This is a genomic window from Pseudomonas sp. Irchel s3a18, assembly GCF_900187535.1.
Classification (GTDB): Bacteria; Pseudomonadota; Gammaproteobacteria; order Pseudomonadales; family Pseudomonadaceae; genus Aquipseudomonas.
Genome location: NZ_FYDV01000007.1, coordinates 1 through 25179, shown reverse-complemented (window position 1 = coordinate 25179; position 25179 = coordinate 1). Strand labels below are relative to the sequence as shown.

The window sequence follows — 25179 nt, the reverse complement described above, 5'->3', positions numbered from 1 at the left end:
GGATCAATTGCGGGAGAGAGCCGGGCGGCGCTCGGCTGCTCCCGTCGTCGTTATTTAGGTCCGAGTATCTTCGCTAGTTTGTCAGGCGATGGTGCACCTTGTTGCTGTTGCAGGTCACCCTTGGCGTCCAGGTAGAAGATCGCCGGGGTGGCGGACAGTTCGAGTTCTTCCATCAATGCCATGTTGGCATTGAGTTTGTCCTGGACCTCTTTGGGAATGGTTGGCAGCGCCTTGAGTGCGCTTTGTTTGCCGGCCTTTTCATGGTCGTCCAGGGCCTTGCTCGGGTCTTTGCTGGCCAACAGGGCGGCGGATTTGCCCGGGCTGTCTTCACGGATGATGCCGACCATGATGTGCCGCAGTTGCACCTTGCCGGACTTCACCCAGGGCCTGGCTTGTTCCCAGAACAGGGTGCAGTACTGGCAGTTCGGGTCGCTGAACAGGTACACCACTCGAGGGGCGTCCTTGTTGCCGTCGGCGATCCAGGCGCTGGACTCCATCTTCGCCCAGACCTCCTTGGCCATCGGCGCGTACACCAGCTTTTGCAACGGCTCGGCGGTCAGGTCCTTGCCATTGGCGTCATACAGGTTGCCCAGCAACACGTGCTTGCCGTCGGGCGTCAGGTACAGGGCCATGCCTCGGTTCTGGTATTGCGCTGCATAGCCGCGCAAACCATCGGGTGCATCGAAGCTGCCAATGATCTTCGCGCCTTTTTCTTCGATCTTGCGGATTGCCGCAGGCAGTTCTTCGGCGTGGAGCAAGGGGCTTTGCAGCAGGGCTGCGCCCAGGGTCATCGTCAGCAGATGGCGGAAGCGGGGCATGGCAGTTTCCTTGGAGGTGTGGCCTGAATGGGGGTGGAGGGTGTATCGAAATTTTCCAGTGCGCGGGCCAGGCTGGCTTCGGAAAGCTCGCCCAGGTGGCTGCCGAGCAGGCGACCCTCGGCGCTGTAGAACAGCGTCGTCGGCAATGCCATGGAGCCGACGGCCTGGCCCAACCGGCCGCCGCGATCAAACAGGACGTTCGACAGGCTCAGGCCCTGGGTGGCGAGGAAGGTGCTGACGCTCTGCATGCTTTCAGCCTGGTTGACGAACAGGAAGGTCAGGTCGGGTCGTTGTTGCTGGGCACTCTCCAGCACCGGCATTTCCCGTCGGCAGGGGGGACACCAAGTGGCCCAGAGATTGATCACCAGGGGGCCGCCCTGATAGTCGGCCAGTTGCACGGTTTCGCCGGCGGCATTGTGCAAGGTGATTTCCGGCAGGCGGGTGCCTTGTTCATACAGATTCAGGGACAGGCTCGCCAGCAGCCAGAACAACAGACCGCTGGCCACGCCATACCCCAGTGGTTTGCGCAGGGGCGGACGACGCCAGCCCCACGCCACCGTTGCCAGCAGCAGCACGATCACCCCCGGCCAGGCGAGGAAACCGCCATCGCGCAGGTCGATGATTTGCCACAGGTCACCGCGGTAGTGAGGCCAGTAGGCGACCACGAATCCCGCTCTGGCGGCAAGCAGGCCCAGCATGAATAACCCGAACAGCACCGACTCGGGGTTCTCGCCTCCGCGCTTGGCCACACGCCAACCGACCAGGGTGGCCAGTCCCAGGGCGCTGATCAGCAGCAAATGATTGAGCGCAATGGCAAAGGTGCCGAGGGTAAAGGTCAGCATCAAAGAGCGTTCCGGACGATGTTCCAGTGTTGGAGGAAACCGGCGGCATCGACCTCTCCGGTCATGCGCTGGCTGCGGCGTTCTTCGCCGTCGGTGCCGATCCACAACAGGCTGGGCGGCCCGGGCACTTTGTAACGGTCGAGCAGTTCACGGCTGTCGGCATTGTCGGCGGTGACATCCAGGCGCAGCAAGCGCACATCCTTCAACGCCTCCAGCACCTGGGGTTTGCCGAACACCTGTTTCTCCATGATCTTGCACGACACGCACCAGTCGGCGTAGTAGTCCAGCAGCACCCACTGGCCCTGGGCGCGTGCCGTGTCCAGTTCACGTTGCAGCGCGGTGGAGTCCTTGACCGTGATGAAGGCGTCGTGGGCCGTAGGGCTGGCCACTCCAGTGGAGGCGTGTGCGCGATAGACCTGCAAGGGCTTGAACAGGTCGTCACTGCCGCCGGCAGCACCAATCATCAACATGCTGCCCCACAACCCGGACAGCAGTGCCAGGCCACCGAACACATGGGCGGCACGACCGAACCCGCCGGTCTGGCGCCAGGCGCTGTAGGCAATGATCAGCAACAGCGCGCCCCACAAGCCGACCCACAGCGACTCATCCAGCACCGGCCGGAGCATGATCAGCGCGGTGCCGAGGAACAGGAAACCGAAGATGCCCTTGAGCAGGTTCATCCAGGTGCCGGGCTTGGGCAGGAAACGGTTGCCGACGGTCACCAGCAGCAACAGTGGCAAACCGATGCCGATGCCCATCGTGAACAGGATCAACCCGCCATGCAGCGCATTGCCACTCTGGGCGATGTACAACAAGGCACCGGCCAGTGGCGCGGTCATGCACGGGCCTACCAGCAAACCGGATAACGCCCCCAGCGCACCAGCCCCGAGCAGGCTGCCCCCCCCCTGTTTGCGGCTGGCGTTTTCCAGACGGTCACGCACGGCCACCGGCAATTGCAGTTCAAAGAAGCCGAACATCGGCAGCGACAGCAGTACAAAGATCACCGCGAAACTGCCCAGCAGCCAGGGATTCTGCAGCCATGCCTGCAGATTGGCCCCCAGCAATGCCGCCAGCACACCCAGTGCCGCATACACCAGCGCCATGCTCACTACATAGCTGCCGGCCAGGGCGAAGCCGCGCTTGGCACTGGCACCACTGCCGACGATCAAGCCGGCGAGGATCGGCAGCATGGGCAACGAACAAGGGGCGAATGCGAGCAGCAGGCCCAAGCCGAAAAACACCAGCAAGCTCCAGCCCAGCGCCTGCTGTTGCAGACCACTAGCCAAGGCTTGATCCGGTGCTTCTACGGTGTTGACGGCAGGCACGATACCACCCAGGTCAACCACCTGGGTCTGGGGCGGGTAACACAGGCCGGCATCGGCGCAGCCCTGGAAACCCACTTTGATCCGGCCCGTGGCGTCGGCCGGGATCTTCAGCTCCAGGCCCTGGCGATAGACCTGCTGATCACCAAAGAATTCGTCGCTGTGGGCTTCACCCTCGGGCAGCGCAGGGGCTTGGGCCTCTGGCAGACCGTTGAAACTCAGGCGTTTCTGGTACAGGTAGTAGCCGTCGGCAATTTGCCAGAACAGCTGGGTTTCCCCGGATTCCAGGCGTTCGGAGGTCAAGGTGAAGGCCTTGCCCACCGGCAGGAAATCAGGTTTGGTTTCAAACGGGTTGGCGGCGGCCTGGGCCAGGCCTGCGAAAACAAACAGCATGAATAGAAACAGACGACGCATGGGTAGACCTTATACCGGTGCAAGTAGGGTGCACCATGAAGGGTCGCGATTAACCGATGATTAACCGCGTTATCCTTGTGGCGATGACAGCTGGGGCATAATGTCGGCTTAATCCGGTGCCTTCTTAATCAACACTTTTCTACAGGTCTCACCATGCACGTACTTGTCTGTGAAGACGATGAGCTGATCGCCAGCGGTATTGTTGCCGGCCTTACGGCTCAGGGCATGACCGTGGAACATGTGGCCACGGCGTCGGCTGCCCGGGCGATGCTCAAGGTCGCCGAGTTCGAGGTGATGGTGCTCGACCTGGGGCTGCCCGATGAAGACGGCTTGAAACTGCTTCAGCAACTGCGCCAGCAAGGCCTGGAGATTCCGGTGCTGATTCTCACCGCTCGCGACTCGGTTACTGACCGTGTCGATGGCCTGCAAGCCGGTGCCGATGACTACCTGCTCAAGCCCTTCGACTTGCGCGAGCTGGCCGCGCGCCTGCACACCCTGTTGCGTCGGGTCGCGGGTCGCAGCGTCAACTTGATCGAACACGGGGCCCTGACCTACGACCCCAGCAGCCGGGAAACCTTGCTGGCCGGCCAGCCGGTGGACCTGTCGCGCCGCGAGCAGTCGCTGCTGCAGGCCTTGCTGCACAATCGTGGTCGGGTGCTGTCCACCGAGCAACTCAAGGACAGCGTGTACGGCTTCAACGATGAACTGGAAAGCAACGCCCTCAACGTTCATATCCATCACCTGCGGCGCAAGCTCGGCAATGGCATTGTCGAGACCGTGCGGGGGCTGGGTTATCGCCTGGGGCCGGCGGACGCTGGAGAGCAATCGAAGTGATGAGTTTGCGCGTGCGCCTGAGCCTGACCCTCGGCGCGGCTTTCGCGATGATCTGGGCATTGGCCGCGGCCTGGATGCTCAGCGACTTGCGTAACCAGATGATGTTCTCCCTCGATCAGCGGCTGGTGGCGTCGGCGCGCATGGTGGCCGGGCTGCTGGAGCAGCTGCCGCCCTTGCCGAGCAAGGGCGAGGGCACCCACTTCAGTGCCGAACAGTTGAATGTTCCGGGGGGGATGGCCTGTCAGGTCAGCTCGTTGCGCGGCGAAATCCTGGCCCGCAGTCATGCGACACCCGAGCAAACCCTGGAAGCGGAAAAGCTGGGCTTCCACGATCAGATGATCGACGGCGCCCGTTGGCGCAGCTTCACCCTGGCCCGTGGCGACCTGCGCATCACCACGGCCGACCGGCAAGTGGAACGCGAAGCGTTGAACCTGTCGATACTGCTGGCCGCTTCGGTGCCGGTGGGTGTGGCCTTGCTCGGCTGCCTGTGCTTGCTGTGGCTGGGCATCGGCCAGGGGCTGGCGCCACTCAACCGCATGCGTGACGCCTTGATGCGCCGTAGCGCCGATTCCCTTGAACCCCTGCAGATCCAGCCGTTGCCCAGTGAACTGCAGCCGTTGCTAGAGACCCAGAACCAGCTGTTCCAGCGCATTGGCAAGACCATCGAGCGCGAGCGTCGGCTGACCGGCGACGCAGCCCATGAGCTGCGCAGCCCGCTGACGGCCATCAAGACTCACCTGCAAGTGGCCCGCATGACTGAAGGGGCTGCCCGTGACCAGTCCCTGGCCCGTGCCGAGGAGGGCGCCGATCGCTTGCACCGGACCCTGGAGCAACTGCTGTTGCTGGCCCGGGTCGAGGGCAGCCTGTCGTTCGACGATGGTGTGCAGTGCAGCGCCGAACAGGTCGCCCGCCTGGCGATTCAGGACGCGGCGAGTGGCGACCGTAGCCGGATCAAGCTGCACCTGCCGGCCAGTTATTCCCAGGCACCGGTGCAGATGCCCGCGGTGTTGTCGATTGCCGCGCTGCGCAATCTGCTCGACAACGCCTTGCGCCACACGCCGGCGGACGCGGCCGTGGAGCTGAGCCTGGAAACCACCGGCAATCGCGTGCGTTTCAAGGTGCGCGACCACGGCCCGGGAATAGCCGACGAGGACCTGCAACACCTGACTCAACGCTTCTGGCGTAACGGTTCAAGCACCGGTTGTGGCCTGGGCCTGGCGATTGTCCAGGCGATTGTCCAGCGCTGCGGTTGCGTGCTGCATTTCGAGAGTCGTGATGACGGTTTGCGGGTCGAACTGACCATGCCGTTGCAGTCCTGACATTGTTCAACGGAACAGGGATGCCGAGCGCATGCCCCGTTGTAGGAGCGAGCGTGCTCGCGATGGTCGCTAACGATAACGCGTGTTCCCTGACACCCCACGTCGCTCTCACGATTATCGCGAGCACTCGAGCGTCGACCGGCTGCTCCTACAAAGGCGGTCTTATCTCCTTAACTGAACAGCATGACCGTGGCGAGCTCGCCACGGGGTGGCGTTCGCGCTTGATTGGATGGCATGGGCGCCTACGCGCACGTTGTGGGACCGGGCCGGGCGGAGTTCTGTTTGCCAGCGAAAGCGATATTCGCCACCCCCTCGACCCAGCATCCTCACCGCATTTTTGTGCCCCGCGCATAGAAAACCAGCGACCGGTCTAAATCCTCATATCCCTGATGCGTTTCCAGAACAGGAAAACCGGTACGTGCGCGCCCGAGCCGGAATGCGCACCTGCCGGGTGTGCAGTTTTGGTCACTATCATCCGCGTATCGAGGGTCGAGAGATGTCAGTCGCTACCAGCCTTGTCAACGTGCAACCGGCGCCGGCCGAAGTGCTTTACCAGTTCAACGAGTCGCCGCTGCTGGCCCGTCAAAGCCGACAGGAATCCAATGCCCGCAGCTACCCACGGCGTATTCCGCTGGCGCTCAAACGCGCCAGGGGCCTTTATGTCGAGGACGTGGAAGGGCGGCGCTTTATCGACTGCCTGGCCGGTGCCGGCACGTTGGCGCTGGGGCACAACCACCCGGTGGTGATCGAGGCGATCCAGCAGGTCCTGGCCGATGAATTGCCGCTGCACACCCTGGACCTGACCACGCCGGTCAAGGATCAGTTTGTACAGGACCTGTTCGGTCTGCTGCCTGCGGCCCTGGCCGGCGAAGCGAAAATCCAGTTCTGTGGCCCGACCGGTACCGATGCGGTGGAGGCGGCCTTGAAACTGGTACGCACCGCCACCGGACGCAGTACGGTGTTGTCGTTCCAGGGCGGTTATCATGGCATGAGCCAGGGCGCGTTAAGCCTGATGGGCAGCCTGGGACCGAAGAAGCCTTTGGGGGCGTTGCTCGGCAATGGCGTGCAGTTCATGCCGTTCCCCTATGACTACCGTTGCCCATTTGGCCTGGGTGGCGAGCGCGGGGTGAAGGCCAACCTGCATTATCTGGAAAACCTGTTGAACGATCCGGAGGCCGGCGTGCAGTTGCCGGCGGCGGTGATCGTTGAAGCGGTGCAGGGCGAGGGCGGGGTGATTCCGGCCGATCTCGACTGGCTGCGGGGTTTGCGCCGGATCACCGAGCAGGCCGGGGTGGCCCTGATTGTCGATGAAATCCAGAGCGGCTTTGCCCGTACCGGCAAGATGTTTGCCTTCGAACATGCGGGGATCATCCCGGATGTCGTGGTGATGTCCAAAGCCATCGGCGGCAGCTTGCCGCTGGCGGTGGTGGTCTATCGCGACTGGCTCGACACCTGGCTGCCGGGCGCCCATGCCGGCACGTTCCGTGGCAACCAGATGGCCATGGCCGCAGGCTCCGCAGTGATGCGTTACCTGATCGAACACAAGGTCGCCGACCACGCGGCGGCCATGGGTGAGCGCCTGGCCGCGCACCTGCGTCTTCTGCAACAGGACTTCCCGCAATTGGGCGACATCCGTGGCCGTGGCCTGATGCTCGGTGTTGAGTTGGTCAACCCGGCCGGGGAAGCGGACGCGCAGGGTCATCCGCCAGCGTTCGGTCAGTTGGCGCCACGGGTTCAGCGTGAATGCCTCAAGCGCGGACTGATCCTGGAGTTGGGTGGGCGCCACGGGTGTGTGGTGCGCTTCCTGCCACCGCTGATCATCACTGCCACCGAGATTGACCGCGTGGCGGAGATTTTCGGGCGTGCGCTGGGTGCCGCGGTTGCCGACCTCTAATTTTTCCAGGGCTTGATACGTTTCTTCTACACAACGGCTGCACGTGCGGTGCAGCCCATCCTACAGCGATGGAGATTCACCATGACTTCAGTATTCGACCGCGAGGACATCCTCTTTCAGGTAGTGGTCAACCATGAAGAGCAGTACTCGATCTGGCCGGACTACAAGGCCGTGCCCCAAGGCTGGCGCACCGTGGGCAAAAGCGGCTTCAAGAAAGAGTGCCTGGCCTACATCGAAGAGGTCTGGACTGACATGCGACCCTTGAGCCTGCGCCAGAAAATGGCCGAGCAGGCCGCCGCCGGCAACTGACTGCGCGGTTGACAAAAAGCCCGTTGGACCTTGGGTTCAACGGGCTTTTTCGTCTGCGCCACCGGGCTTCAGGTACTGCGTTTGACGGCCTGCAAGGTGTAGGTCAACGGCAGGCGCCACGGAGCTTCCTTGAGGCGGTATTCACCGTTGGCGTCGCTGACCATCTGGCCCGGCAGGGCATCCCAGGGAATGCTTTGATGTTCGACCAGGCCGGTGATGTCCAGCCCGTGGGCCAGCAGTGCGCTGATGATTTCCCCCAGACCGTGGTTCCATTCATGGGTCACCGTCGCCTTGAGCGAGACGTCGGTTTGGACATAGGTGCGCTCGTCGTCCCACACTTGCGGCGCCTCACGCTCGAAATACGGCAGTTCTACAGACAGGGCGTGTTCGCAGTCTTCATTGAGCGCCCACAGCATCGGGTGGCCCTCGCGGATGAACAACCGTCCACCAGGCTTGAGCAATGTGCTGACGGTACGTGCCCAGGCGTCGATGCTCGGTAGCCAGCACAGGGCGCCAATGCCGGTGTACACCAGATCGAATGCCGCGTGGGGCAACGCCTCGGTGGCGTGATAAAGCTCGGACTCGACATAGGTGATGGGCACGCCGCATTGCTGCGCCAGGGCGCGGGCCTGAGCCAGGGCGGCCGGTGAGAAGTCCAGCCCGGTCATCTGTGCGCCCAGTCGGGCGAGTGAAAGGGTGTCGGTACCGATATGGCACTGCAGGTGCACGCCGCGCAGTCCGCAAATATCCCCCAGCAGTGGCAAGTCGAACCGCACGACATCGGATAGATGCCGGGGGTCGTCGATAAAGGCGGCGGTCGCGTATTCCGCTGAGGCGGCATGCAACGGTGCGCGCTCGTCCCAGTTGGCCTTGTTCAGTGCGATGGAGTCGCTCATGGTTTAGTCCCTTTCCCTGTCTGTTCGCGTCATGCGCAGGGCACGCTAGCACGGGGGGCGGCCTGGTTTCTTGAGGGACTTTGTAAGCGCGGCCCGGTAGGGCCGCGACTTCAGGTGGAAGGTTTCAGGACTGGCTTTTCAGCGCCTGGAGCACTTGATTGATGTTGCCGGACAGCTCGGCCACCGGATCGGCGCCGTCGGTCTGCAGCACCAGCAACCGGCTGCCCCCCGCGGTGATGGCAGCCTTCAGTACCTCCGATGGCGGGCGGTGATGCAGCACCACCGCTACATCGTTGTCCTTGAGGGTTGCGCTCAGCTGTTGCAGGGTTTCGGCTGTCCACTCGTTGTCGGCGCGGGTGTCGAGGCCGACCTGTTCCAGGTTGAGGCCGCTGACCAGGTAGGTGAAGTGATCGCTGAGGCTGAACGTGCTGAGGTTGTCGATATCGGCCAGTTGCGCTTCGCTGTCCGCGCTGAGTTTGAGCAGGCGTTGCTTGAGGGTTGCCAGGTTGCTCTCGATCCTCGGCTTGGCCTCGGGGGCCAGGCGCACCAGATCAGCGGCAATCACGTCGGCCATGCGTCCCATGTTGTTGCTGGCCATCCAGGGTTGGCTGTTCAGCCCGTCGACATTGCCCGGCTGCAAGGCAACGCCCGGCAAGGCACCGTCCACCGGGCGCGCGGCATCGATTTCAACGATACGGATATTGCTGCGTCGGGCGTTCGGGTACAGCGGGTCGTCTGGCCACAACGAGCGCAGGCCGATCACCGCGTCCGCTTGCTGCGACAAGGTGTGCAGGGCCACTGCACCCCGTCCGGAGAAGTACGCGGCTTGTCGCGAGCCCGGAAGATTGGCGGGAGCCGCACGTTCCAGCACGATGTCGGTGCCCTCGGTCAGGCTGGCGGCCAGGCCATGGGTGATCGGCAGCGAGGCCAGCACGTGTACTGTGTGGGCCGCGGTCGCGGCATGCTGCACGGTGTTGCCAATGCCATTATTGGCCGCCAGGCGCATCGGTTCGAAGCGGTCGGTGGCGAAGGTGCTGGTGTTTGCCAGGCCGCACAGGGCCATGGCCAAGGTCAGCTGACGCATGGAAAATGACATTTATCCAATATTCCCTTTGAGGATGGGGACCACGCCACGGGCGATGGCGGCGAGGGCGAAGGCGATGCCGGCCGTCAGAATGATCGCGGCCCCTGACGGAATCGGCAGGTCGAAGACAATCGGCGCCAGAATCCCGCACAGGGTACTGACGGTGGCGATGAGCACCGAACACCAGAAGAAGCCCTTGAGCGATTGACTCAGCAGGCGTGCCGCGGCCGCCGGAATCACCAGCAGCGCGCCCACCAGGATGGCGCCGATGACTTTCACGGCGGCCACGGTGATCAGCGTGACCAGGACCACGAACAGGTAGTCGAGGGTCTTGACCGCAACGCCGCGCACGGCCGCCAGTTGTGGGTTGAAACTGGCCAGCATGATGCGGTTGTACAGCGGCAGGCTCAGGCCCATCACCAGTGAACCGACGATGGCCAGTACCAGCAGGTCATTGCCGTTGACCGTGAGCACCGAGCCGAACAGCACGTTCTCCAGAATGTGCACGTTGATCTTGCCGGCCAGAATCAGCAGCAAGCTGGCGCCAAGGGCCAATGAAACCGAGAGGAAGACCCCGATCAGGGTGTCGGGCGCCAGGCCTGTACGGTTGCGCAGGTAGTTGAGCAGGATGCCGAACAGCAGGCAGTAGCCGAACAGGCTGCCATAAGGGCCGGTGTAGGGTTCGCCCAGCAGAATGCCGATGGCCACGCCGGTCAATGCCGCATGGCCGACCGCTTCGGAGAAAAACGCGAAGCGCTTGACCACCACCAGCGTGCCCAGGCCACCCAGCACCGGGCCGATCAACAACCCGGCGAGCAGTGCGTTGACCACAAACCCGTAGGCCAGCGCTTCGGGCAAGTAACCCGAAGAGGCCCAGCCCTGAACCATTAAACGAAAGGCTTCGTAACTCATCACGCGGCGCTCCCGGCGGTTCGTGGGTGGGTGGAGAACAGGCTCAGCAAGCGTTCCGGGGTCAGCGCCTGTTTCGGCGTGGCGTCAAACAGTACACGGCGATTGAGCCCGGTGACGCGATCGGCAAGGCGGCCTACGGCTTCCAGGTCGTGCTCGATCCACAGCACGGTGATCCCGGCCTGGCGCCAATCGTCCAGCAACCGTTCAAACACCTGGATCCCCGCTTCATCGAGGGCCGACATCGGCTCGTCGAGCACCAGCAGCTGCGGTGCCGGGATCAACCCCTGAGCCAACAGCACGCGCTGGCGCTCGCCACCGGACAGTGCCCCCATGCGGCGTTTGCGTTTGTCCTGCATGCCGACCCGTTCCAGCGCTTCGCCGATGGCTGCGCTGTAGTGCCGGCTGATGCCCAGGAACGCAGGACGGCGCTGGCACATGGCGGCCATGAAGTCGTCGACGGTGAGGGGCAAGCCGCGATCGAACTCCAGGGCTTGCGGCACGTAGCCGATGGTGCCCGGCTCGCCCGGCCATTCCAGGCTCAGAAGGCCCTGATGGGGCATTTGCCCGAGCAGGGTCTTGATCAGCGAGCTTTTGCCGCCGCCGTTAGGGCCGACCAGCGCATGCACGTTGCCGGGTTGCACCTCAAAGCTCACCTGGTCGAGGATCGTCGTGCGCCCGAGTGTCAGGCTGACATCGTTGAAGTTCAGGGCCGGACCGGCACGTTGTGCGGTCAGGGTTTGCTGGGCCGTCATGCGCCGGCCTCCTGAATGGCCCGGACCACGGTGTTGAGGTTGCCGGTCATTTCCTGTTCATATTTGTCGGCGCTGTAGTCGCCGTAGGAGATGTGCGACAGCGGGTAGAGCCTGACCCCGGACTCGCGCTGGATGGTGTCGACGTAAGCGGACGGAAAGTCCATCTCCGAGAAGATCACCTTCACGTCCAGCTCACGCAGTTGGTCGATGGTTTTCTTCAGTTGGCTCGGGCTGGGCTCAATGCCGTGGGCCGGCTCGACCACGGCGGTCACTTCCAGGCCGAACTCACGCAACAGGTAGTCGTAGGCGGCATGGACGGTGGCCACCCGCAGATCGGCGTTGGGCGCGGTGGTCAGCCTGGCCAGGGCGTCGGCGCGCATCTGCCGCAGGCGTTTGCCGTAGGCGCGGGCGTTCTGGGTGTAGGCCTTGGCATTGTCCGGGTCGATCTTGCCCAGCTCCCGGGCGATGTTGTTGACCTGGGCAATGGAGGCGCTGATCGACAGGAAGGTGTGAGGGTTCACCACCTTGCCCGCGCCGCGCGCCGCCACGCCGGTGGCAGCCAGCAACGGCACGTTTTCGTTGGCCTCGATCACCTTGACGTTCGGGGTTTCGCTGGCGGCGATCATGCGGTCGGCAAAATCGTCATGGCCGACACCGTTGAGTACGATCACGTCCAGGCCGGCGATGCGCTTGATGTCTTCGGCGCGAGGCTCGTAGGCATGGGGGTTGAAGCCCGCCGGAATCAGCGGCACCACGTCGGCCTTGTCGCCGACAATATTGGTCACGTAGCTGTAATACGGATGCAGCGTAATGCCGATGCGCAGGCGCTTGGCCTGATCGGCACTGGCCAGTGGCACGATCAAGACGGCCAGTAGGCCGATGAGCAGGCGCCGGGCAATGGACAGCAAAGGATAGCGTTGAGATGAACTAGGCATGGGCAAGCGGTCTTCTCTCGGGTGAATGCGCAAAATCAGTGCCGATGCTGGCGGGTGACGCCGGCATCGAATTGGGCGACGATCTGTTGCCAGCCCGCGCTGATGAGCGTGGCATCGGCCAGGTCGGAGGGGGCAGTGAGGCTGGCGCTACGGTTGAGCCAGATGTCCGGCTCGCCCTCATCGTCAGCGCTCAGGCGCATCAGAAACGAACCGGCCACGCTCGGCGCCTGGCTGTGACCGAAGTAGGCGCTGGTTACCAGCATTTGCCAGGCATGAGCGCCGCGGCTGAGCGAACTGGCGTCCTGGGCGAAGGGGGCAAAACCTTCATCGGCGAGGGTTTGCGGGGAGGGCGGGACGTGCTGTTCTTCGCGCAGCAGGTGGATTTCGTCGAGGGTTACCCGCAGGTCGGCGTAAATGCCTTGTTCGGAGGCACTGAGGTCGCGTCGGGCGTCCAGTTGATGGCGTTCGATGCTGCTGACCGCCTGCGCCTCGCCGCGCCACAGCACCACCGACGCGGCAACCGTCAGGATCGCCAGGCACAAGAGCAGTACATAAAGGGTTTCATGGCCGGCACCGGCCGGACGGACTACTTGTGTCGTCGGGTTGCTCATGGGGCCTCGATATCCGCTTGGTCGATCTCGACCACGTGGCCTGGGCCGGCGTCGAACAGTACGTAGAACTCGGTCCCCGGCTTTTTGAAGGTCAGGGTCGAGTCGGTACCGAGCTTGCCCGGTACCAGGATGGTTTCGTCGTAGCCGATCACATCCAGGGTGACACCGGGGGCGCCGCTGCCATCGGAGAAGCCACCGGTGCAGCGAATCTGTTCGGCATCGATGGCCTTGCACTCGCACATCGGGTTGTGAGCCAGCGCCTGGGCGCTGAAGCCTGCACTGAGTGCCAGGGCGAGGGCGCTGCCGATCAGGCGGATAGTGGTCATGGGTTGGGCGCTCTTCATGGTTTGCCTCCTTGTTTATTCAGCCAGGCGAGGGTTGCCGGGGATGCCTTGCTCAGCGGCACGGCCGCCTGATGCAGGCTGCCGTCCCAGCCTTCCATGGTGATCCAGATTTCAGCGTCGGCGCGGGTCTTCTCCGGGACCGGCAGCATGGCGCCCATGCGGTAGGGCGTGCCGAAGAAGATCACCCCGGCGGCGCGCAGGCTGCGGGGTTTGCCGATGCGCAGGTAGGTGGCCTTGACCTGCTCGGCGCAGGTTTTGCACAGTGCCGCGTTGAAGCTCTTCATGTAGCCGGCCGGGCCGGACATTTCCGGCCCGGCATTGCGCAACTCGGCCAGGTGCAGGCTCCAGGGCCCGACCTGGACCTCACCGATTTCACGCTCGCCCAACCCGTTGTCGCCGCGAAACAGCGCGGCGTCGGCGAAGTACTTGGGCATGAACCCCAGTGGAATCAGGATCAGCAGGACATTGATGTGAAAGCGCCACTTGTGCCAGAGCTGGCTCAGGCGCGACGGTGCTGCTGCGGTGACGTTGCTCACAGGTTGCCCTCCGGCGTGTCGATGTTCATGGCGGGAGCCGGCTGTTCAGCCCTGGCGGGGCGCGCGGTCTTGTTACTGCGCTTGAGGGCATTGGCGGTGGCCAGGGCCGTGCGTTTGGTCCAGATCAGCAGGCCGCTGAGGACCATCATGCTCAACACCAGGCCGAAGAAGAACCAGATCAGCTTGATCCACAGCCCGCCGAAATCACCGGTGTGCAAGGGCCGCATGGATTCGGTGACGAACTCCAGGCCAGTGCGGTCCGACAACAGGCGCGAGGCGTCGATGTCGCCGTTGTAGGGATTGATCGTTGCGGTCTGGAACATCAACGGGTACCAGCCACGGCCACCGATAGTCAGGTGGCTGTAGGCGTTGGACGGCAGGCTGACGAAGCTGGCTTCCAACCCCGGGATTTTCTCCTGGGCAATCAGGATGGCGTTGTCCAGGTCGATCATTTTCGCTGGCGTACCGCTCGGTGACAGCGGCACGCTCTCACGGGCCACCACTGGGATCACCGGCTCGCTGGAAATGGAAATGTGGAAGTCGGACAGCAGCGCCTGGATCAGGAACCAGATGCCGGTGATGGAAATCACCGCGATGAACCAGATCGACCAGATACCACTGAGGCGGTGGAAGTCTCCCCAGAAAATCCGCGCGCCGTGGCGAACCCGTAGCGTGGGCTTGAAAAAGCCTTTCCAGAATTTCTTGTACACCACCAGCCCGGTGATCAGGGACACCAGCAACGGAATGCCCAGGAACGACACCAAGTACCAGCCCCAACTGAAGCCGTTGGTAAAAGGCACCAGCCACCAGCCATGCAATGCGCGGGTGAAGGCCTGGAAGTTGAACTCTGGGCTGATCCCTTGAATCACCCCGGTATAAGGGTTGACGTAGACCGTGACCGATCGCCCGTCGGGGTAGCTGACGTCGGCCGACAGGGCGAAGTGTGATTCATCGGGGCGGCTGATGGACTCCACAAGGGTGTCCGGTTCGGCCTTCTTGATGGCGGCGATGACCTGGTCATAGCTGAGCAGTTCGGCGTCGTCGGACGGCTGGCTGGCACGGATGTCCGGATTGGCCAGCCAGACAATCTCCTGGCTGACCACCGCCAGGGTGCCAGTGACGCAGACGATCAGGACAAAGAACCAGATGGGCAACGCGAGCCAGCTGTGTACCAGGAACCAGAGTTTGGAACGGGACTTCTTCGACATGAATGGGGGTCTTTAATCGATGAGAGGAGCGGTGCCCAAGCACCGTGATTCCCGAAAAAGCTGGCCGTGGCTTTTGCCTACGCGGCCCGCTGCATCTAATTAAGACGAATGAGAATCATAAATCCCGAAGGGCAATATGAAAGCAAATGTTTCAGTGGGGCGATGCGGTGGGTGCGCAGACCTGCGGGAGCCGGCTGGCCGCCGAGGCGATGAGGGTCGATACGCCGTCTACGCGGGCCAGCCGGATCCTGCAGGGGAGGGGATTATTGCGGGGTGAACATTTCCTTGGCTCGCTGCTCAATCTGTTCCTGGGTCAAGTCCTCCTTGTGGGTCGCCAGAAACCACAGGTGGCCGTAGGGGTCTTTCAAGGTCCCCGAGCGGTCGCCGTAGAACTGGTCCTTCACTTCTGAAACCACAATACCGCCGGCCTTGATCGCCTGGGCATAGCGGGCATCAACATCCTCGACATACAAATGCAGGCCAACGGAAGGCGAATTGTCGGGGTTGCTCAACGGGCCTTGATCACACGGCGTGCCGAGCATGATCGCGCAGTCGCCAATACGCAGTTCGGCATGGCCGATACTGCCGTCGGGCATCGCCAGGCGCATGATTTCCGTGGCGCCGAAGGCTTTCTTGTAGAACTCGATGGCTTCAGCGGCTTTCTGGATGCCCAGATAGGGGGTGATGCTTCGATAACCCTCGGGAATGGGTTTGACACTCATGACCGTTCTCCCTGTTTTCGTTGATGGGGTGGTGCAAGTCCTTCGCCGGTTTCCGGTCGGATAACTATAGGCCAGCCTGTTCAACCTCTCCGAGAGGCCGACGGACTGCAGCATGGCTATTAGAGGGCCATCAGTCATGCCGTTGCGGGTCAGCCGTTCCCGGCGCCAGCAATTGTGCCCCCGCGCCTTGTTCGCCGAGCACATCCCCGTAGTTGCGTAGCGGGCAGGCCTCCATCGACAGGCAGCCGCAACCGATGCACCCGTTGAGCTTGTCGCGCAGCAAGGTCAGTTGAGTGATTCGCTCATTCAAGTCCTTGCTCCATTGCGCGGACAGCTGTTTCCAGTCCGCGGCCGTCGGAGCCCGGTGATCCGGGAGGGACTTGAGTGCCTGGCCGATCTCCGCCAAGGGGATGCCCAAGCGCTGGGCAACCTTGATCAGTGCCACCCGTCGCAATACTTCGCGAGGAAAGCGCCGTTGATTGCCCTGGTTGCGGTTGCTTTTGATCAACCCCTTGGACTCGTAGAAGTGCAGGGCCGTGACCGCCACGCCACTGCGTTCGGCCAATTGGCCGACGCTCAACTCTTTGTGCAGGTTTTCCTTGATCGTCATTTCAATTGCCGCTTGACCTTTACTTAGGTAGAGGTTTTATCCTGCCGGCCTTTCATTCGCAAGTCGCGACTTACGTGCCAGGGGGAATCCTCATGCAGCCAGTAGAGAGAAATTGCAGTTTTACCCAACTGATCGAGTTCGAGATCGAACCCCATCAACAGCCAGGACTGGTCTCGGCGCTGTCTGTACAGACCGAGCACCTGGCCCAGCACTACCAGGGTTTTCTCAGTGCCAGCGTGCAGGTCAGCGATGACGGTCGGCGAGTGCTCAATTACCTGCAATGGCAATCGCGCGAAGCGGGTGAGGCGGCGTTCCGCGGTTTCGAGAGCGGTGAACAGGATTTCTGGCAACTGATCCGCGCCCATCAGGCCAAGGGCGTCACCTTTGGCTCCTTCCAGGTGCTGCGCAGCATCGAACGCAGCGCAGACAATGCGTTGCAGTGCAGCCTGGTGAACTGAATCGTGGGAAGACGGCAGTGCGTTCAATAATGACTATCGAACATGATGATTTTTCTCGCGAAAGGGGCGGGGGTAGCCTGTGTCCATTGTTTCAGGCCAGCTCCCGGGAATCGCCCTTATGCACGTTTTGCTCGCGACTTCGTTGTTGTTGATGACCTCGGTGCTCACCGGTTGTGCCAGTCATCCCGCGCCCGAGTTGCGCCCGTATACCGCCGAGGAGAGCCGGGAGCTGGCATTGGAAGCCCTGAATCGTCGCGGATTGTCGTTTGATGAATACCAGGCCAAAAAAGCCGAGTTGCTTGGCCAGCCGCAAAAGGCCTTCGGTTTCGACCGGCACGGTGAGATGAACGCCGAGCGGGGCGTGACGCTTCACGGTCGTTCCAGTTGAGGCACTGTACTGCTCGAAGTTTTGCCCAACTGTCCATGGGCGGCAAACCGGGGCTGCGATAGGGTCGGTATCTGACTGACACCGATGGAATGCCCCCATGACGCTCTCACTGGATTTACTGCTGGGCTTTGCCCTGTTCGCCCTGGTAACGTCGATCACCCCTGGCCCGAATAACACGATGCTGCTGGCCTCGGGGGTCAATTTCGGGTTTAACCGCTCGATTCCGCACATGCTTGGCATTACCTGCGGCTTCTTCAGCCTGGTGCTGGCGGTCGGGTTTGGCCTGGGCGCGGTGTTCCAGACGTACCCTGTGCTTTACAGCGTGTTGCGTTTTATCGGCGCGGCCTATTTGCTGTACCTGGCGTGGAAGATCGCTCACTCGGGACCGGTGTCCGACACCGGGCACGATCAGGCTCGGCCGATCAGTTACCTGGGGGCCGCGGCGTTTCAGTGGGTCAATCCCAAGGCCTGGATCATGGCCATTGGTGCCATCAGCACCTACACCCCCTTGCAGGGCTACTTCACCAACGTGATCGTCATCGCCGCCGTGTTTGCCTTGATCAACCTGCCCAGTGTCAGTCTCTGGGTGGTGTGCGGCAGTCTGTTACGCAATGTCCTGCGTGACCGACGCTGGTTGCGGATGTTCAACTGGGGCATGGCACTGTTGCTGGTGGCTTCCTTGTACCCGATGCTGCAGGAGAGCTTCAGCTGACGGGTGCTTCGACCGAATGTCCGATGCCTGTTAAGCTCGACTTTAGGAGCGTTCCTACGCACTTTTAAATGAAGTCGTCTTTCTTTAACGGCATCCGATCAGGTATTGCTGAGCGCCTGTCATTCGCGCGCTACCCTGAGCGTGGCGCGGCAATGAGCCCATGTACCTGATCCCGGAACCAGCTCTGCGAGTCTTTTATGAATAAGCGTCCTTTGTATTTTGATTACGCCGCCACCACGCCGGTGGATGAGCGGGTCATCCAGGTGATGATCGACTGTCTGGGGTTCAGTGGTAACTTCGGCAACCCGGCGTCCAGCTCCCACGCGTTTGGCCAGCAGGCCCGCCGCTCGGTCGAGCAGGCCCGCCAGCAAGTTGCCGATCTGGTGGGGGCGCAGGCGCAACAAATCGTCTGGACCTCCGGCGCCACCGAATCGAACAATCTCGCCCTCAAGGGCGTGGCCCAGGCCCGGGGACAGACCGGTGGGCACATCATTACCAGCCAGATCGAGCACAAAGCGATCCTCGACACTGCACGGCAGTTGCAGGATGCCGGCGTTGAAGTCACCTACCTGCTGCCGGATGCCGAAGGCCTGATCACCGCTCAAGCGGTCAGCGAAGCGCTGCGCGACGATACCTTCCTGGTGTCGCTGATGCTGGTCAACAACGAACTGGGCACCGTCAACGACATCCCGGCTATTGGCCAGCGGGTGCGCGAGCACGGTGCGTTGTTCCACGTCGATGCGGCGCAGGGCGCGGGCAAAGTAGCGATTGACCTGGCCCAGTGGCCGGTCGACCTGATGTCGTTTTCCGCGCACAAGGTCTATGGCCCCAAGGGCATCGGTGCACTCTACGTCGGCCCGCGCGCCGAACAGCGCTTACAGGCACAGATCCATGGTGGAGGACATGAAGGGGGCTTGCGTTCCGGAACCCTGGCCACCCATCAGATCGCGGCCATGGGCGCCGCCTTCGCCCTGGCGGCCGAGCACTTTGCCGAGGAGGGGGCCACCATCAGTCGGCTGCGCGAGCGCTTGCTTGAACAACTCGACGGCATTGCTGGCCTGCGCTTGAACGGCAGCCCGACGCAACGCATTCCCCATACCCTGAGCCTGACCTTCAACGAGGGCGAGTTCAATTCCCAGGCCTTGAGTGCTTCGATTGCCTTCTCGGCCACTTCGGCCTGCAACTCGGCAAACAATGCGCCGTCCCATGTGCTCTTGGCACTGGGCCACGACGCACGGGCGGCCGGGCGGACGATTCGCTTGAGCCTGGGACGTTTCACCACCGAGCAGGACATTGATCAGGTGGCACAATTGATCAAGGCAGCAAGCGCCAGTGCACCGGCGTTCTGGGCTACCGCCCAACCCTGATGCGCCGACCAGAAGTCAGCGCCCTATAACAATACCCAGTGGTTAGCAGGAGACATGATGAGTACGCAGCCTTTGACCCAAGGAACGGTTCCCCAGCGCCTGGCGCTCACCCGCGAGCTGATGAGCCGGGAGGGCATTCACGCCCTGCTGGTGCCGTCGGCCGATCCGCACCTGTCGGAGTACCTGCCGGGTTACTGGCAGGGGCGTCAGTGGTTGTCGGGCTTTCATGGCTCGGTCGGTACGCTGATCGTCACTCAGGAATTCGCCGGCGTCTGGGCCGACAGCCGTTACTGGGAGCAGGCGACCAAGGAACTCAAGGGCAGCGGTATCGAGCTGGTCAAGCTGCAACCGGGACAACCCGGCCCGCTGGAGTGGCTGGCTGAGCAAACCCCTGAGGGTGGCGTGGTCGCGGTGGATGGTGCGGTCATGGCCGTGGCTTCGGCGCGCACCCTGGGCAGCAAGCTTGAAGAGCGTGGTGCCCGGCTGCGTACCGATATCGACCTGTTGAATGAGGTCTGGAGCGATCGCCCGCGCCTGCCGGATCAACCGATCTACCCGCACTTGCCGCCACAGGCCACTGTGAGTCGCGGCGAAAAGCTCGCCAAACTGCGTGAAGCCCTGAAAGCGCGCGGTGCCGATTGGCACTTCATCGCCACCCTCGACGACATCGCCTGGCTATTCAACCTGCGTGGCGGCGACGTGTCGTTCAACCCGGTGTTCGTGTCCTTTGCACTGATCAACCAGGAGCAGGCCACGCTGTTTGTCGCACTGAGCAAAGTGGATGCATCCTTGCGCGCGGTCCTTGAAGAAGACGGCGTCACCTTGCGTGACTACGACGAAGTGGCCCAGGCCTTGGCGGCGGTGCCCAACGGTGCAAGCCTGCAAGTCGACCCGGCGCGGGTGACGGCCGGTCTGCTGGGTAACCTGGACAGTGGGGTGAAGCTGATTGAAGGCCTGAACCCGACCACCCTGGCCAAGTCGCAGAAAAGCCTCGCCGATGCCGAGCACATTCGCCGGGCCATGGAGCAGGACGGCGCAGCACTGTGCGAATTTTTCACCTGGCTGGACGACGCCCTGGGGCGTGAGCGCATCACCGAACTGACCATTGACGAGCATCTGACGGCTGCCCGTACCCGTCGTCCGGGTTATGTGTCGCTGAGTTTCAACACCATTGCGGCCTACAATGCCAATGGTGCGATGCCGCACTATCACGCCACCGAAGAAGAACATGCGGTGATCGAGGGCGACGGCCTGTTGCTGATCGACTCCGGTGGTCAGTACTTGGGTGGCACCACCGACATTACGCGCATGGTACCGGTGGGCACGCCTACCGCAGAGCAGAAGCGTGACTGCACGCGGGTCCTCAAAGGCGTGATTGCCTTGTCCCGCGCCCAGTTCCCGCGCGGCATTCTCTCGCCGTTGCTCGATTCGATTGCACGGGCACCGATCTGGGCCGAAAGCGTTGATTACGGCCATGGCACCGGGCATGGCGTCGGTTACTTCCTGAACGTTCACGAAGGCCCCCAAGTCATTGCCTATCAAGCCGCGCCAGCGCCGCAAACCGCGATGCAGCCGGGGATGATCACCTCGATCGAGCCGGGTACTTATCGTCCGGGGCGCTGGGGGGTGAGGATCGAGAACCTGGTGTTGAACCGTGAGGCGGGCAGCAGTGAGTTCGGTGAGTTCCTCAGGTTCGAAACCCTGACCCTGTGCCCGATCGACACCCGCTGCCTGGACACTTCATTGCTGACCCAGGATGAGCGCGAGTGGTTCAACGACTATCACGCACAAGTCCGCGAGCGCCTGAGCCCTCTGCTCGATGGTGCTGCCCTGGCCTGGCTGAACACCCGCACTGCCGCTATCTGACTCAAGCGTGCGCCGTCAGCCAGGGCTGACGGCGCACGGCTTGACCCGGATTCAGCTCAACGCCTCGCGCACGAAGTCCAGTCGGTCCTGACCGAAGAACAACTGGTCATCGACGAACATGCTTGGCGCACCAAACACTCCCCGCCTGATCGCTTGCTCGGTGTTGTCCTTGAGCACGGTCTTGACGTCTTCGTCCGCCGTTAACGCCAGCACGGTATCGGGATCAAAGCCGTGTTCGCTGAGCACGGCGGCGACGGTTGCCGGATCATTGAGGTTGCGGCCATCCACCCAGATCGCCTGAAACAGGCAATCGATGAAGTCGAGGAAGCGTTCGGGCTGTTGCTGCTGGATGCCGGTGACGGCCCGCATGAGTAGCAAGGTGTTGATGGGGAAGTGTGGGTTGAGTTTGAACGGTACGCCGTAGCGCTTGGCGTACCGCGTCAGGTCCTGGAACATGTAGCGTCCCTTGGCCGGGATCGTCGCCGGCGAGGAGTTGCCGGTGGCTTTGAACACGCCCCCCAGCAACATCGGCTGGTAGATCAGTTGGCAGCCGGTTTGTTCGCAGAGGCGCGGCAGCTGGGTATAGGCCAGGTAAGTGGCGGGGCTGCCGAGGTCGAAGTAGAACTCCAGGGTTTTGCTCATGTTCGCTACGCTCTGATTATTGTTCTGGGGCAGTGTTTACCAGCGTTCATTCCAGGGGCGCAGGTCCAGTTCGAAGGTCCAGGCATCCCGTGGTTGACTGTGCAGGTACCAGTAGTTTTCGGCAATGTGCGCGGGGTCAAGAATGCCGTCCTGGTCCTTGAGCGCATATTTGTCCGGGAAGCTCTCGCGGATAAAGTCAGTGTCGATGGCGCCATCGACCACCACATGGGCGACATGGATGTTCATGGGCCCCAGTTCCCGCGCCATGCTTTGGGCCAGGGCACGGATGCCATGCTTGGCGCCGGCGAACGCGGCAAACCCGGCGGCGCCCCGCAGACCGGCAGTGGCCCCGGTGAACAGAATCGTGCCGCGTTGGCGGGTCACCATGCGCTTGGCCACTTCACGGGCGTTCAGAAAGCCCGAGAAGCAGGCCATTTCCCAGATCTTGAAATATTTGCGGGCCGTCTCCTCAAGGATGCTGCAAGGCACGTTGGCACCAATGTTAAAGACGAAGGCCTCGATCGGGCCTATCTGGCTTTCGATCTGTTCCACCAGCGCGATCACGTCTTCTTCCTTGCGGGCATCGCACGCAAAACCGTGGGCCTCGCCACCGTTGGCCTTGATGGCATCGACCAATGGCTGCAACTTGTCGGCGCTGCGACGGGTGACACAGGCAATCAGGCCTTCCTGCGCAAAACGCTTGGCAATGGCGCCGCCGGTGGCATCGCCAGCCCCGACAACCAGTACGACTTTCTTGTTGTTGATAGCGGTGGTCATAGTGATCGCTCTTTGGTAAACGGTCGTTAACTAAACGAACGTTATGCTACGATTGCGGATACGTCAAGCTGATGGATGTTCGGGGAAAAGCATGCGCTACTCAGCCAGTCACAAACTGGAAACCAGGCAGAAACTGCTGGAAAGCAGCTCGGAATCGGCCAAGACCGAAGGTTTCAGCGCCGTGGGTGTCGATGGATTGATGAAAGCCATTGGGCTCAGCGGCGGGGCGTTCTACAGCCACTTCGCCTCCAAGGACGAGCTTTTCGTATCGATCGTCGAGCGCGAGTTGCGTCACAGCCTTGAGCGATTGAGTGGCGAGGGGGACTTGAGTCGAGACAGGCTGGAGCGTTGTCTCAAGCTCTACCTGAGCATGGCTCATGTCGAGCACCCCGGGACCGGGTGTGCACTGCCCGCATTGGGGGCCGAGATTGCACGCTCCGATGTCCGCGTTCGCCAGGAAGCGGAGCAGTGGATATGTCGATTGCACAAAAGCTGGGCAGCTATTCTGGAGAGTGACAGTCTGGCCTGGGCCATCCTGTCGCAATGTGTCGGGGCGCTGGTGGTTGCGCGGATGCTGGTGAGTCCTGAGGTCCAGCGCAGCGTATTGCAGTCAGGCTACGAGGAAATCGGACTGCAGATAGCCACTCGAAAAGTCTGACAGGAACGCACGGATTACTTGCAGATGATAATCATGCTGCGGCTGGTATACCCGGCAGGGTTCAAGCCAAACGGATAGTCGCCCGGGTCTTCGACGCTGTCACCGGACTTGGCGATCACCTTGTAGCCTTTTGGTCCGCACGCGTGGACGGCGGTTGCGTCGCACTTGTTCCAAGAGGACGAAAGGCCGGAGCAGTTGATGTGAAGGCCTTTTTTCCCACGCTTAACTTCGGTGTTAGAGGTCGCGGCACATCCGGCAATAGCCAGTACTGCAATAAGTACCAAAAATCGTTTCATTCCTTTCCCTAATACGGTCTCGGGTCTGGCGCCCAAGCCTGACAGCGTGCGCTTTCATTTCTTGTCGATGACATCCCTACCCGAGCTGTCGATATCCTATGTCGAGTCGGGGCTAAAATGGCCTAATTGAGCGCTAAATACCAGACCTTCGTCAGAATGAAACTCAGTCTGCCGCTATCAGGGGCTTGGATTCGCTGCGCATGGTCATGGTTGCGCCCACGGAGGCAAGGATGATGCAGGTAATGGCCATCCACTGCGCCAGGGACAGGTACTCGTGCAGGAACAGCAGTCCGGACAAGGCCCCGACAGCGGGCTCGATGCTCATCAGCGTGCCAAAGGTGCGTGCGGGCATGCGGGTGAGGGCGACCATTTCGAGGGTATAAGGAAGGGCGGTGGACAGAATCGCCACGCCAAGCGCAATGGGGATCAGCGACGGCGTCAGCAACGCAGCGCCAGCATGGGCGATTCCGAAAGGCGCAACGAAGAGGGCGGCAATCATCACCCCGAGCGCGGCAGTCTGCACGCCATTGTCTGCCCCGGCCTTCTGGCCGAAGAGAATGTACAGCGCCCAGCAGACGCCGGCTGCGAGTGCGTAACCGGCACCCACGAGGTCAATGCTCGCGCTTGCCGCGTCCGTCGGGATAAGCAGCAGCAAGCCGACCACGGCAAGGCCGATCCACATGAAATCGATGGCCCTGCGCGAGGCGTAGATCGCCACTGCCAGCGGGCCGGTGAACTCCAATGCAACGGCGATGCCCAGGGGCACGGTTTGCAGCGACATATAGAAGAGGAGGTTCATGCCGCCCAGCGCCACGCCATAGACAATCACGGTACGCAATGACTTGGCAGTGAGCCTGGCTTTCCAGGGGCGCAGCAACAGGACCATGATTACGCTGGCGAAGATCAGTCGCAGGGTCGTCGTTCCTTCGGCGCCCACGACCGGGAACATGCTTTTGGCCAGGGACGCGCCGGACTGAATCGAGGCCATGGCTATTAATAGCAGGCCGACCGGGAGCAGAGTCGAAGCCAGACTGCGGGGGTGGTCATTCATTGCGTGGAGTCTTCCGGAATCAGGAGGCGAGAGAGCGCACATCATGCTTAACTAATATGAAATGAGCAATATACTGCGCAGTCTTTGTGCGAGTAGCGCCTTTTCAGGCAGGTTTTTGGGGCTTTGACGGCTTTCTGATAGAAACCCTGAATTAGCAGTTGACGGCGAATTTTATCTGTCTATAATCCGCCCACTTCCGGCGCAGTCGAAACGGAAAACTCCTTGGTAAACAACGAGTTACGCAGTTTTCGGCAGCAGGTTGCTTCAGGTCATCGAAGCCAAAGGGAAGTTGAAAAAGAGGTGTTGACAGCGGTGTGTAACGCTGTAGAATCCGCCGTCCCGCTGACGAGAGATCGAAAGCGCAAGTGGTTGAAGTTGCAAAGGATTCTTTGAAAGCTTCTGAAAATAACCACTTGACAGCAATAGAGGCTGCTGTAGAATGCGCCGCTCGGTTGAGATGAAAGATCTTAACCAACCGCTCTTTAACAACTGAATCAAGCAATTCGTGTGGGTGCTTGTGCAGTCAGACTGATAGTCAACAAGATTATCAGCATCACAAGTTACTCCGCGAGAAATCAAAGATGTAACCAACGATTGCTGAG

29 protein-coding genes are annotated in these 25179 nt (G+C 61.8%); 10 read left to right on the top strand and 19 right to left on the bottom strand.

The annotated features are described in order from the left end of the window. Window positions 1-50: 50 nt before the first annotated feature. Genes dsbG through dsbD form a run of 3 tightly spaced genes read right to left on the bottom strand, consistent with a single transcriptional unit; the run spans window position 51 to window position 3396 of the window. Window positions 51-818 (bottom strand): thiol:disulfide interchange protein DsbG, encoded by a 768-nt coding sequence (dsbG, locus tag CKW29_RS11880; RefSeq protein WP_095145752.1) that lies wholly within the window; start codon window positions 816-818, stop codon window positions 51-53. After that, a complete protein-coding gene (locus CKW29_RS11875) occupies window positions 794-1660 on the bottom strand; it encodes a TlpA disulfide reductase family protein (RefSeq protein ID WP_095145754.1) in 867 nt (288 codons plus the stop codon). The genes dsbG and CKW29_RS11875 overlap by 25 nt, the downstream gene beginning before the upstream one ends. Continuing rightward, entirely contained in the window at window positions 1660-3396 is a 1737-nt protein-coding gene (gene dsbD, locus CKW29_RS11870; protein WP_095148553.1) for a protein-disulfide reductase DsbD, read from the bottom strand. Before dsbD ends, CKW29_RS11875 begins: the two co-directional genes overlap by 1 nt. Before the next feature lie 153 nt (window positions 3397-3549). Here dsbD and CKW29_RS11865 point away from each other — a divergent pair, with 153 nt between their 5' ends. From CKW29_RS11865 to CKW29_RS11850, 4 genes are all read left to right on the top strand, one after another. Continuing rightward, on the top strand, window positions 3550-4230 hold the full coding sequence (locus CKW29_RS11865) for a response regulator (protein ID WP_095145757.1): 681 nt from the start codon (window positions 3550-3552) through the stop codon (window positions 4228-4230). Continuing rightward, window positions 4227-5549 carry an ATP-binding protein gene (locus CKW29_RS11860; protein WP_095148552.1) on the top strand — a complete coding sequence of 441 codons (1323 nt, stop codon included), beginning with the start codon at window positions 4227-4229 and terminating at the stop codon, window positions 5547-5549. The genes CKW29_RS11865 and CKW29_RS11860 overlap by 4 nt, the downstream gene beginning before the upstream one ends. A gap of 496 nt (window positions 5550-6045) precedes the next feature. Then, window positions 6046-7443 (top strand): aspartate aminotransferase family protein, encoded by a 1398-nt coding sequence (locus CKW29_RS11855; RefSeq protein WP_095148627.1) that lies wholly within the window; start codon window positions 6046-6048, stop codon window positions 7441-7443. A gap of 81 nt (window positions 7444-7524) precedes the next feature. Further along, on the top strand, window positions 7525-7752 hold the full coding sequence (locus tag CKW29_RS11850; RefSeq protein WP_095148551.1) for an MbtH family protein: 228 nt from the start codon (window positions 7525-7527) through the stop codon (window positions 7750-7752). Window positions 7753-7820: 68 nt separating this feature from the next. Here the strand turns inward: CKW29_RS11850 and CKW29_RS11845 are convergent, their stop codons facing one another. The 11 genes from CKW29_RS11845 to soxR form a co-directional block, all read right to left on the bottom strand. Beyond that, window positions 7821-8648 carry a bifunctional 2-polyprenyl-6-hydroxyphenol methylase/3-demethylubiquinol 3-O-methyltransferase UbiG gene (locus tag CKW29_RS11845; RefSeq protein WP_095148550.1) on the bottom strand — a complete coding sequence of 276 codons (828 nt, stop codon included), beginning with the start codon at window positions 8646-8648 and terminating at the stop codon, window positions 7821-7823. 124 nt (window positions 8649-8772) lie between these two features. Continuing rightward, on the bottom strand, window positions 8773-9744 hold the full coding sequence (locus CKW29_RS11840; protein WP_095145766.1) for a metal ABC transporter solute-binding protein, Zn/Mn family: 972 nt from the start codon (window positions 9742-9744) through the stop codon (window positions 8773-8775). Further along, entirely contained in the window at window positions 9745-10644 is a 900-nt protein-coding gene (locus tag CKW29_RS11835) for a metal ABC transporter permease (protein ID WP_095148549.1), read from the bottom strand. Further along, window positions 10644-11396 (bottom strand): metal ABC transporter ATP-binding protein, encoded by a 753-nt coding sequence (locus CKW29_RS11830; RefSeq protein ID WP_095148548.1) that lies wholly within the window; start codon window positions 11394-11396, stop codon window positions 10644-10646. The genes CKW29_RS11835 and CKW29_RS11830 overlap by 1 nt, the downstream gene beginning before the upstream one ends. Continuing rightward, a complete protein-coding gene (locus CKW29_RS11825; RefSeq protein WP_095148547.1) occupies window positions 11393-12331 on the bottom strand; it encodes a metal ABC transporter substrate-binding protein in 939 nt (312 codons plus the stop codon). Before CKW29_RS11825 ends, CKW29_RS11830 begins: the two co-directional genes overlap by 4 nt. Window positions 12332-12366: 35 nt before the next feature. Further along, on the bottom strand, window positions 12367-12942 hold the full coding sequence (locus CKW29_RS11820; protein WP_095148546.1) for a DUF6162 family protein: 576 nt from the start codon (window positions 12940-12942) through the stop codon (window positions 12367-12369). Then, window positions 12939-13268 carry a hypothetical protein gene (locus CKW29_RS11815; RefSeq protein ID WP_095148626.1) on the bottom strand — a complete coding sequence of 110 codons (330 nt, stop codon included), beginning with the start codon at window positions 13266-13268 and terminating at the stop codon, window positions 12939-12941. The genes CKW29_RS11820 and CKW29_RS11815 overlap by 4 nt, the downstream gene beginning before the upstream one ends. Before the next feature lie 14 nt (window positions 13269-13282). After that, window positions 13283-13822 carry a thiamine pyrophosphate-binding protein gene (locus tag CKW29_RS11810; protein WP_095148545.1) on the bottom strand — a complete coding sequence of 180 codons (540 nt, stop codon included), beginning with the start codon at window positions 13820-13822 and terminating at the stop codon, window positions 13283-13285. Further along, window positions 13819-15030 carry a PepSY domain-containing protein gene (locus CKW29_RS11805; protein WP_095148544.1) on the bottom strand — a complete coding sequence of 404 codons (1212 nt, stop codon included), beginning with the start codon at window positions 15028-15030 and terminating at the stop codon, window positions 13819-13821. The genes CKW29_RS11810 and CKW29_RS11805 overlap by 4 nt, the downstream gene beginning before the upstream one ends. A gap of 263 nt (window positions 15031-15293) precedes the next feature. Continuing rightward, window positions 15294-15752 (bottom strand): VOC family protein, encoded by a 459-nt coding sequence (locus CKW29_RS11800; protein WP_095148543.1) that lies wholly within the window; start codon window positions 15750-15752, stop codon window positions 15294-15296. Window positions 15753-15882: 130 nt separating this feature from the next. Further along, window positions 15883-16362, bottom strand: coding sequence for a redox-sensitive transcriptional activator SoxR (soxR, locus tag CKW29_RS11795; protein WP_095148542.1), 480 nt, complete (start codon window positions 16360-16362; stop codon window positions 15883-15885). A 92-nt stretch (window positions 16363-16454) separates the two neighbouring features. Here soxR and CKW29_RS11790 point away from each other — a divergent pair, with 92 nt between their 5' ends. From CKW29_RS11790 to CKW29_RS11770, 5 genes are all read left to right on the top strand, one after another. Then, on the top strand, window positions 16455-16820 hold the full coding sequence (locus CKW29_RS11790) for an antibiotic biosynthesis monooxygenase (protein WP_095148541.1): 366 nt from the start codon (window positions 16455-16457) through the stop codon (window positions 16818-16820). 118 nt (window positions 16821-16938) lie between these two features. Then, window positions 16939-17208, top strand: a complete 270-nt coding sequence (locus tag CKW29_RS11785) for a hypothetical protein (protein WP_095148540.1) — start codon at window positions 16939-16941, stop codon at window positions 17206-17208. A 97-nt stretch (window positions 17209-17305) separates the two neighbouring features. After that, entirely contained in the window at window positions 17306-17920 is a 615-nt protein-coding gene (locus CKW29_RS11780) for a LysE family translocator (protein WP_095148539.1), read from the top strand. 197 nt (window positions 17921-18117) lie between these two features. Further along, window positions 18118-19287, top strand: a complete 1170-nt coding sequence (locus tag CKW29_RS11775; protein ID WP_095148538.1) for a cysteine desulfurase family protein — start codon at window positions 18118-18120, stop codon at window positions 19285-19287. Window positions 19288-19344: 57 nt separating this feature from the next. Continuing rightward, entirely contained in the window at window positions 19345-21153 is a 1809-nt protein-coding gene (locus CKW29_RS11770) for an aminopeptidase P family protein (protein WP_095148537.1), read from the top strand. 51 nt (window positions 21154-21204) lie between these two features. Here the strand turns inward: CKW29_RS11770 and CKW29_RS11765 are convergent, their stop codons facing one another. Further along, the gene (locus CKW29_RS11765; protein ID WP_095145788.1) at window positions 21205-21795 is read right to left on the bottom strand and encodes a 2-hydroxychromene-2-carboxylate isomerase; all 591 of its coding nucleotides are present in this window, start codon (window positions 21793-21795) and stop codon (window positions 21205-21207) included. A 36-nt stretch (window positions 21796-21831) separates the two neighbouring features. Further along, a complete protein-coding gene (locus CKW29_RS11760) occupies window positions 21832-22572 on the bottom strand; it encodes an SDR family oxidoreductase (RefSeq protein ID WP_095145790.1) in 741 nt (246 codons plus the stop codon). A gap of 91 nt (window positions 22573-22663) precedes the next feature. Here CKW29_RS11760 and CKW29_RS11755 point away from each other — a divergent pair, with 91 nt between their 5' ends. Beyond that, window positions 22664-23230, top strand: coding sequence for a TetR/AcrR family transcriptional regulator (locus CKW29_RS11755; RefSeq protein WP_095145791.1), 567 nt, complete (start codon window positions 22664-22666; stop codon window positions 23228-23230). A 14-nt stretch (window positions 23231-23244) separates the two neighbouring features. On the opposite strand, the gene CKW29_RS11750 is transcribed toward CKW29_RS11755, so the two are convergent. From CKW29_RS11750 to CKW29_RS25845, 3 genes are all read right to left on the bottom strand, one after another. Further along, the gene (locus CKW29_RS11750; protein WP_095145792.1) at window positions 23245-23526 is read right to left on the bottom strand and encodes a hypothetical protein; all 282 of its coding nucleotides are present in this window, start codon (window positions 23524-23526) and stop codon (window positions 23245-23247) included. A gap of 163 nt (window positions 23527-23689) precedes the next feature. Beyond that, on the bottom strand, window positions 23690-24577 hold the full coding sequence (gene rhtA, locus CKW29_RS11745; protein WP_095148536.1) for a threonine/homoserine exporter RhtA: 888 nt from the start codon (window positions 24575-24577) through the stop codon (window positions 23690-23692). Between the two features lie 264 nt (window positions 24578-24841). Then, window positions 24842-25179: hypothetical protein (locus CKW29_RS25845; protein WP_256584889.1), on the bottom strand; the 338-nt coding region annotated here is incomplete at its 5' end.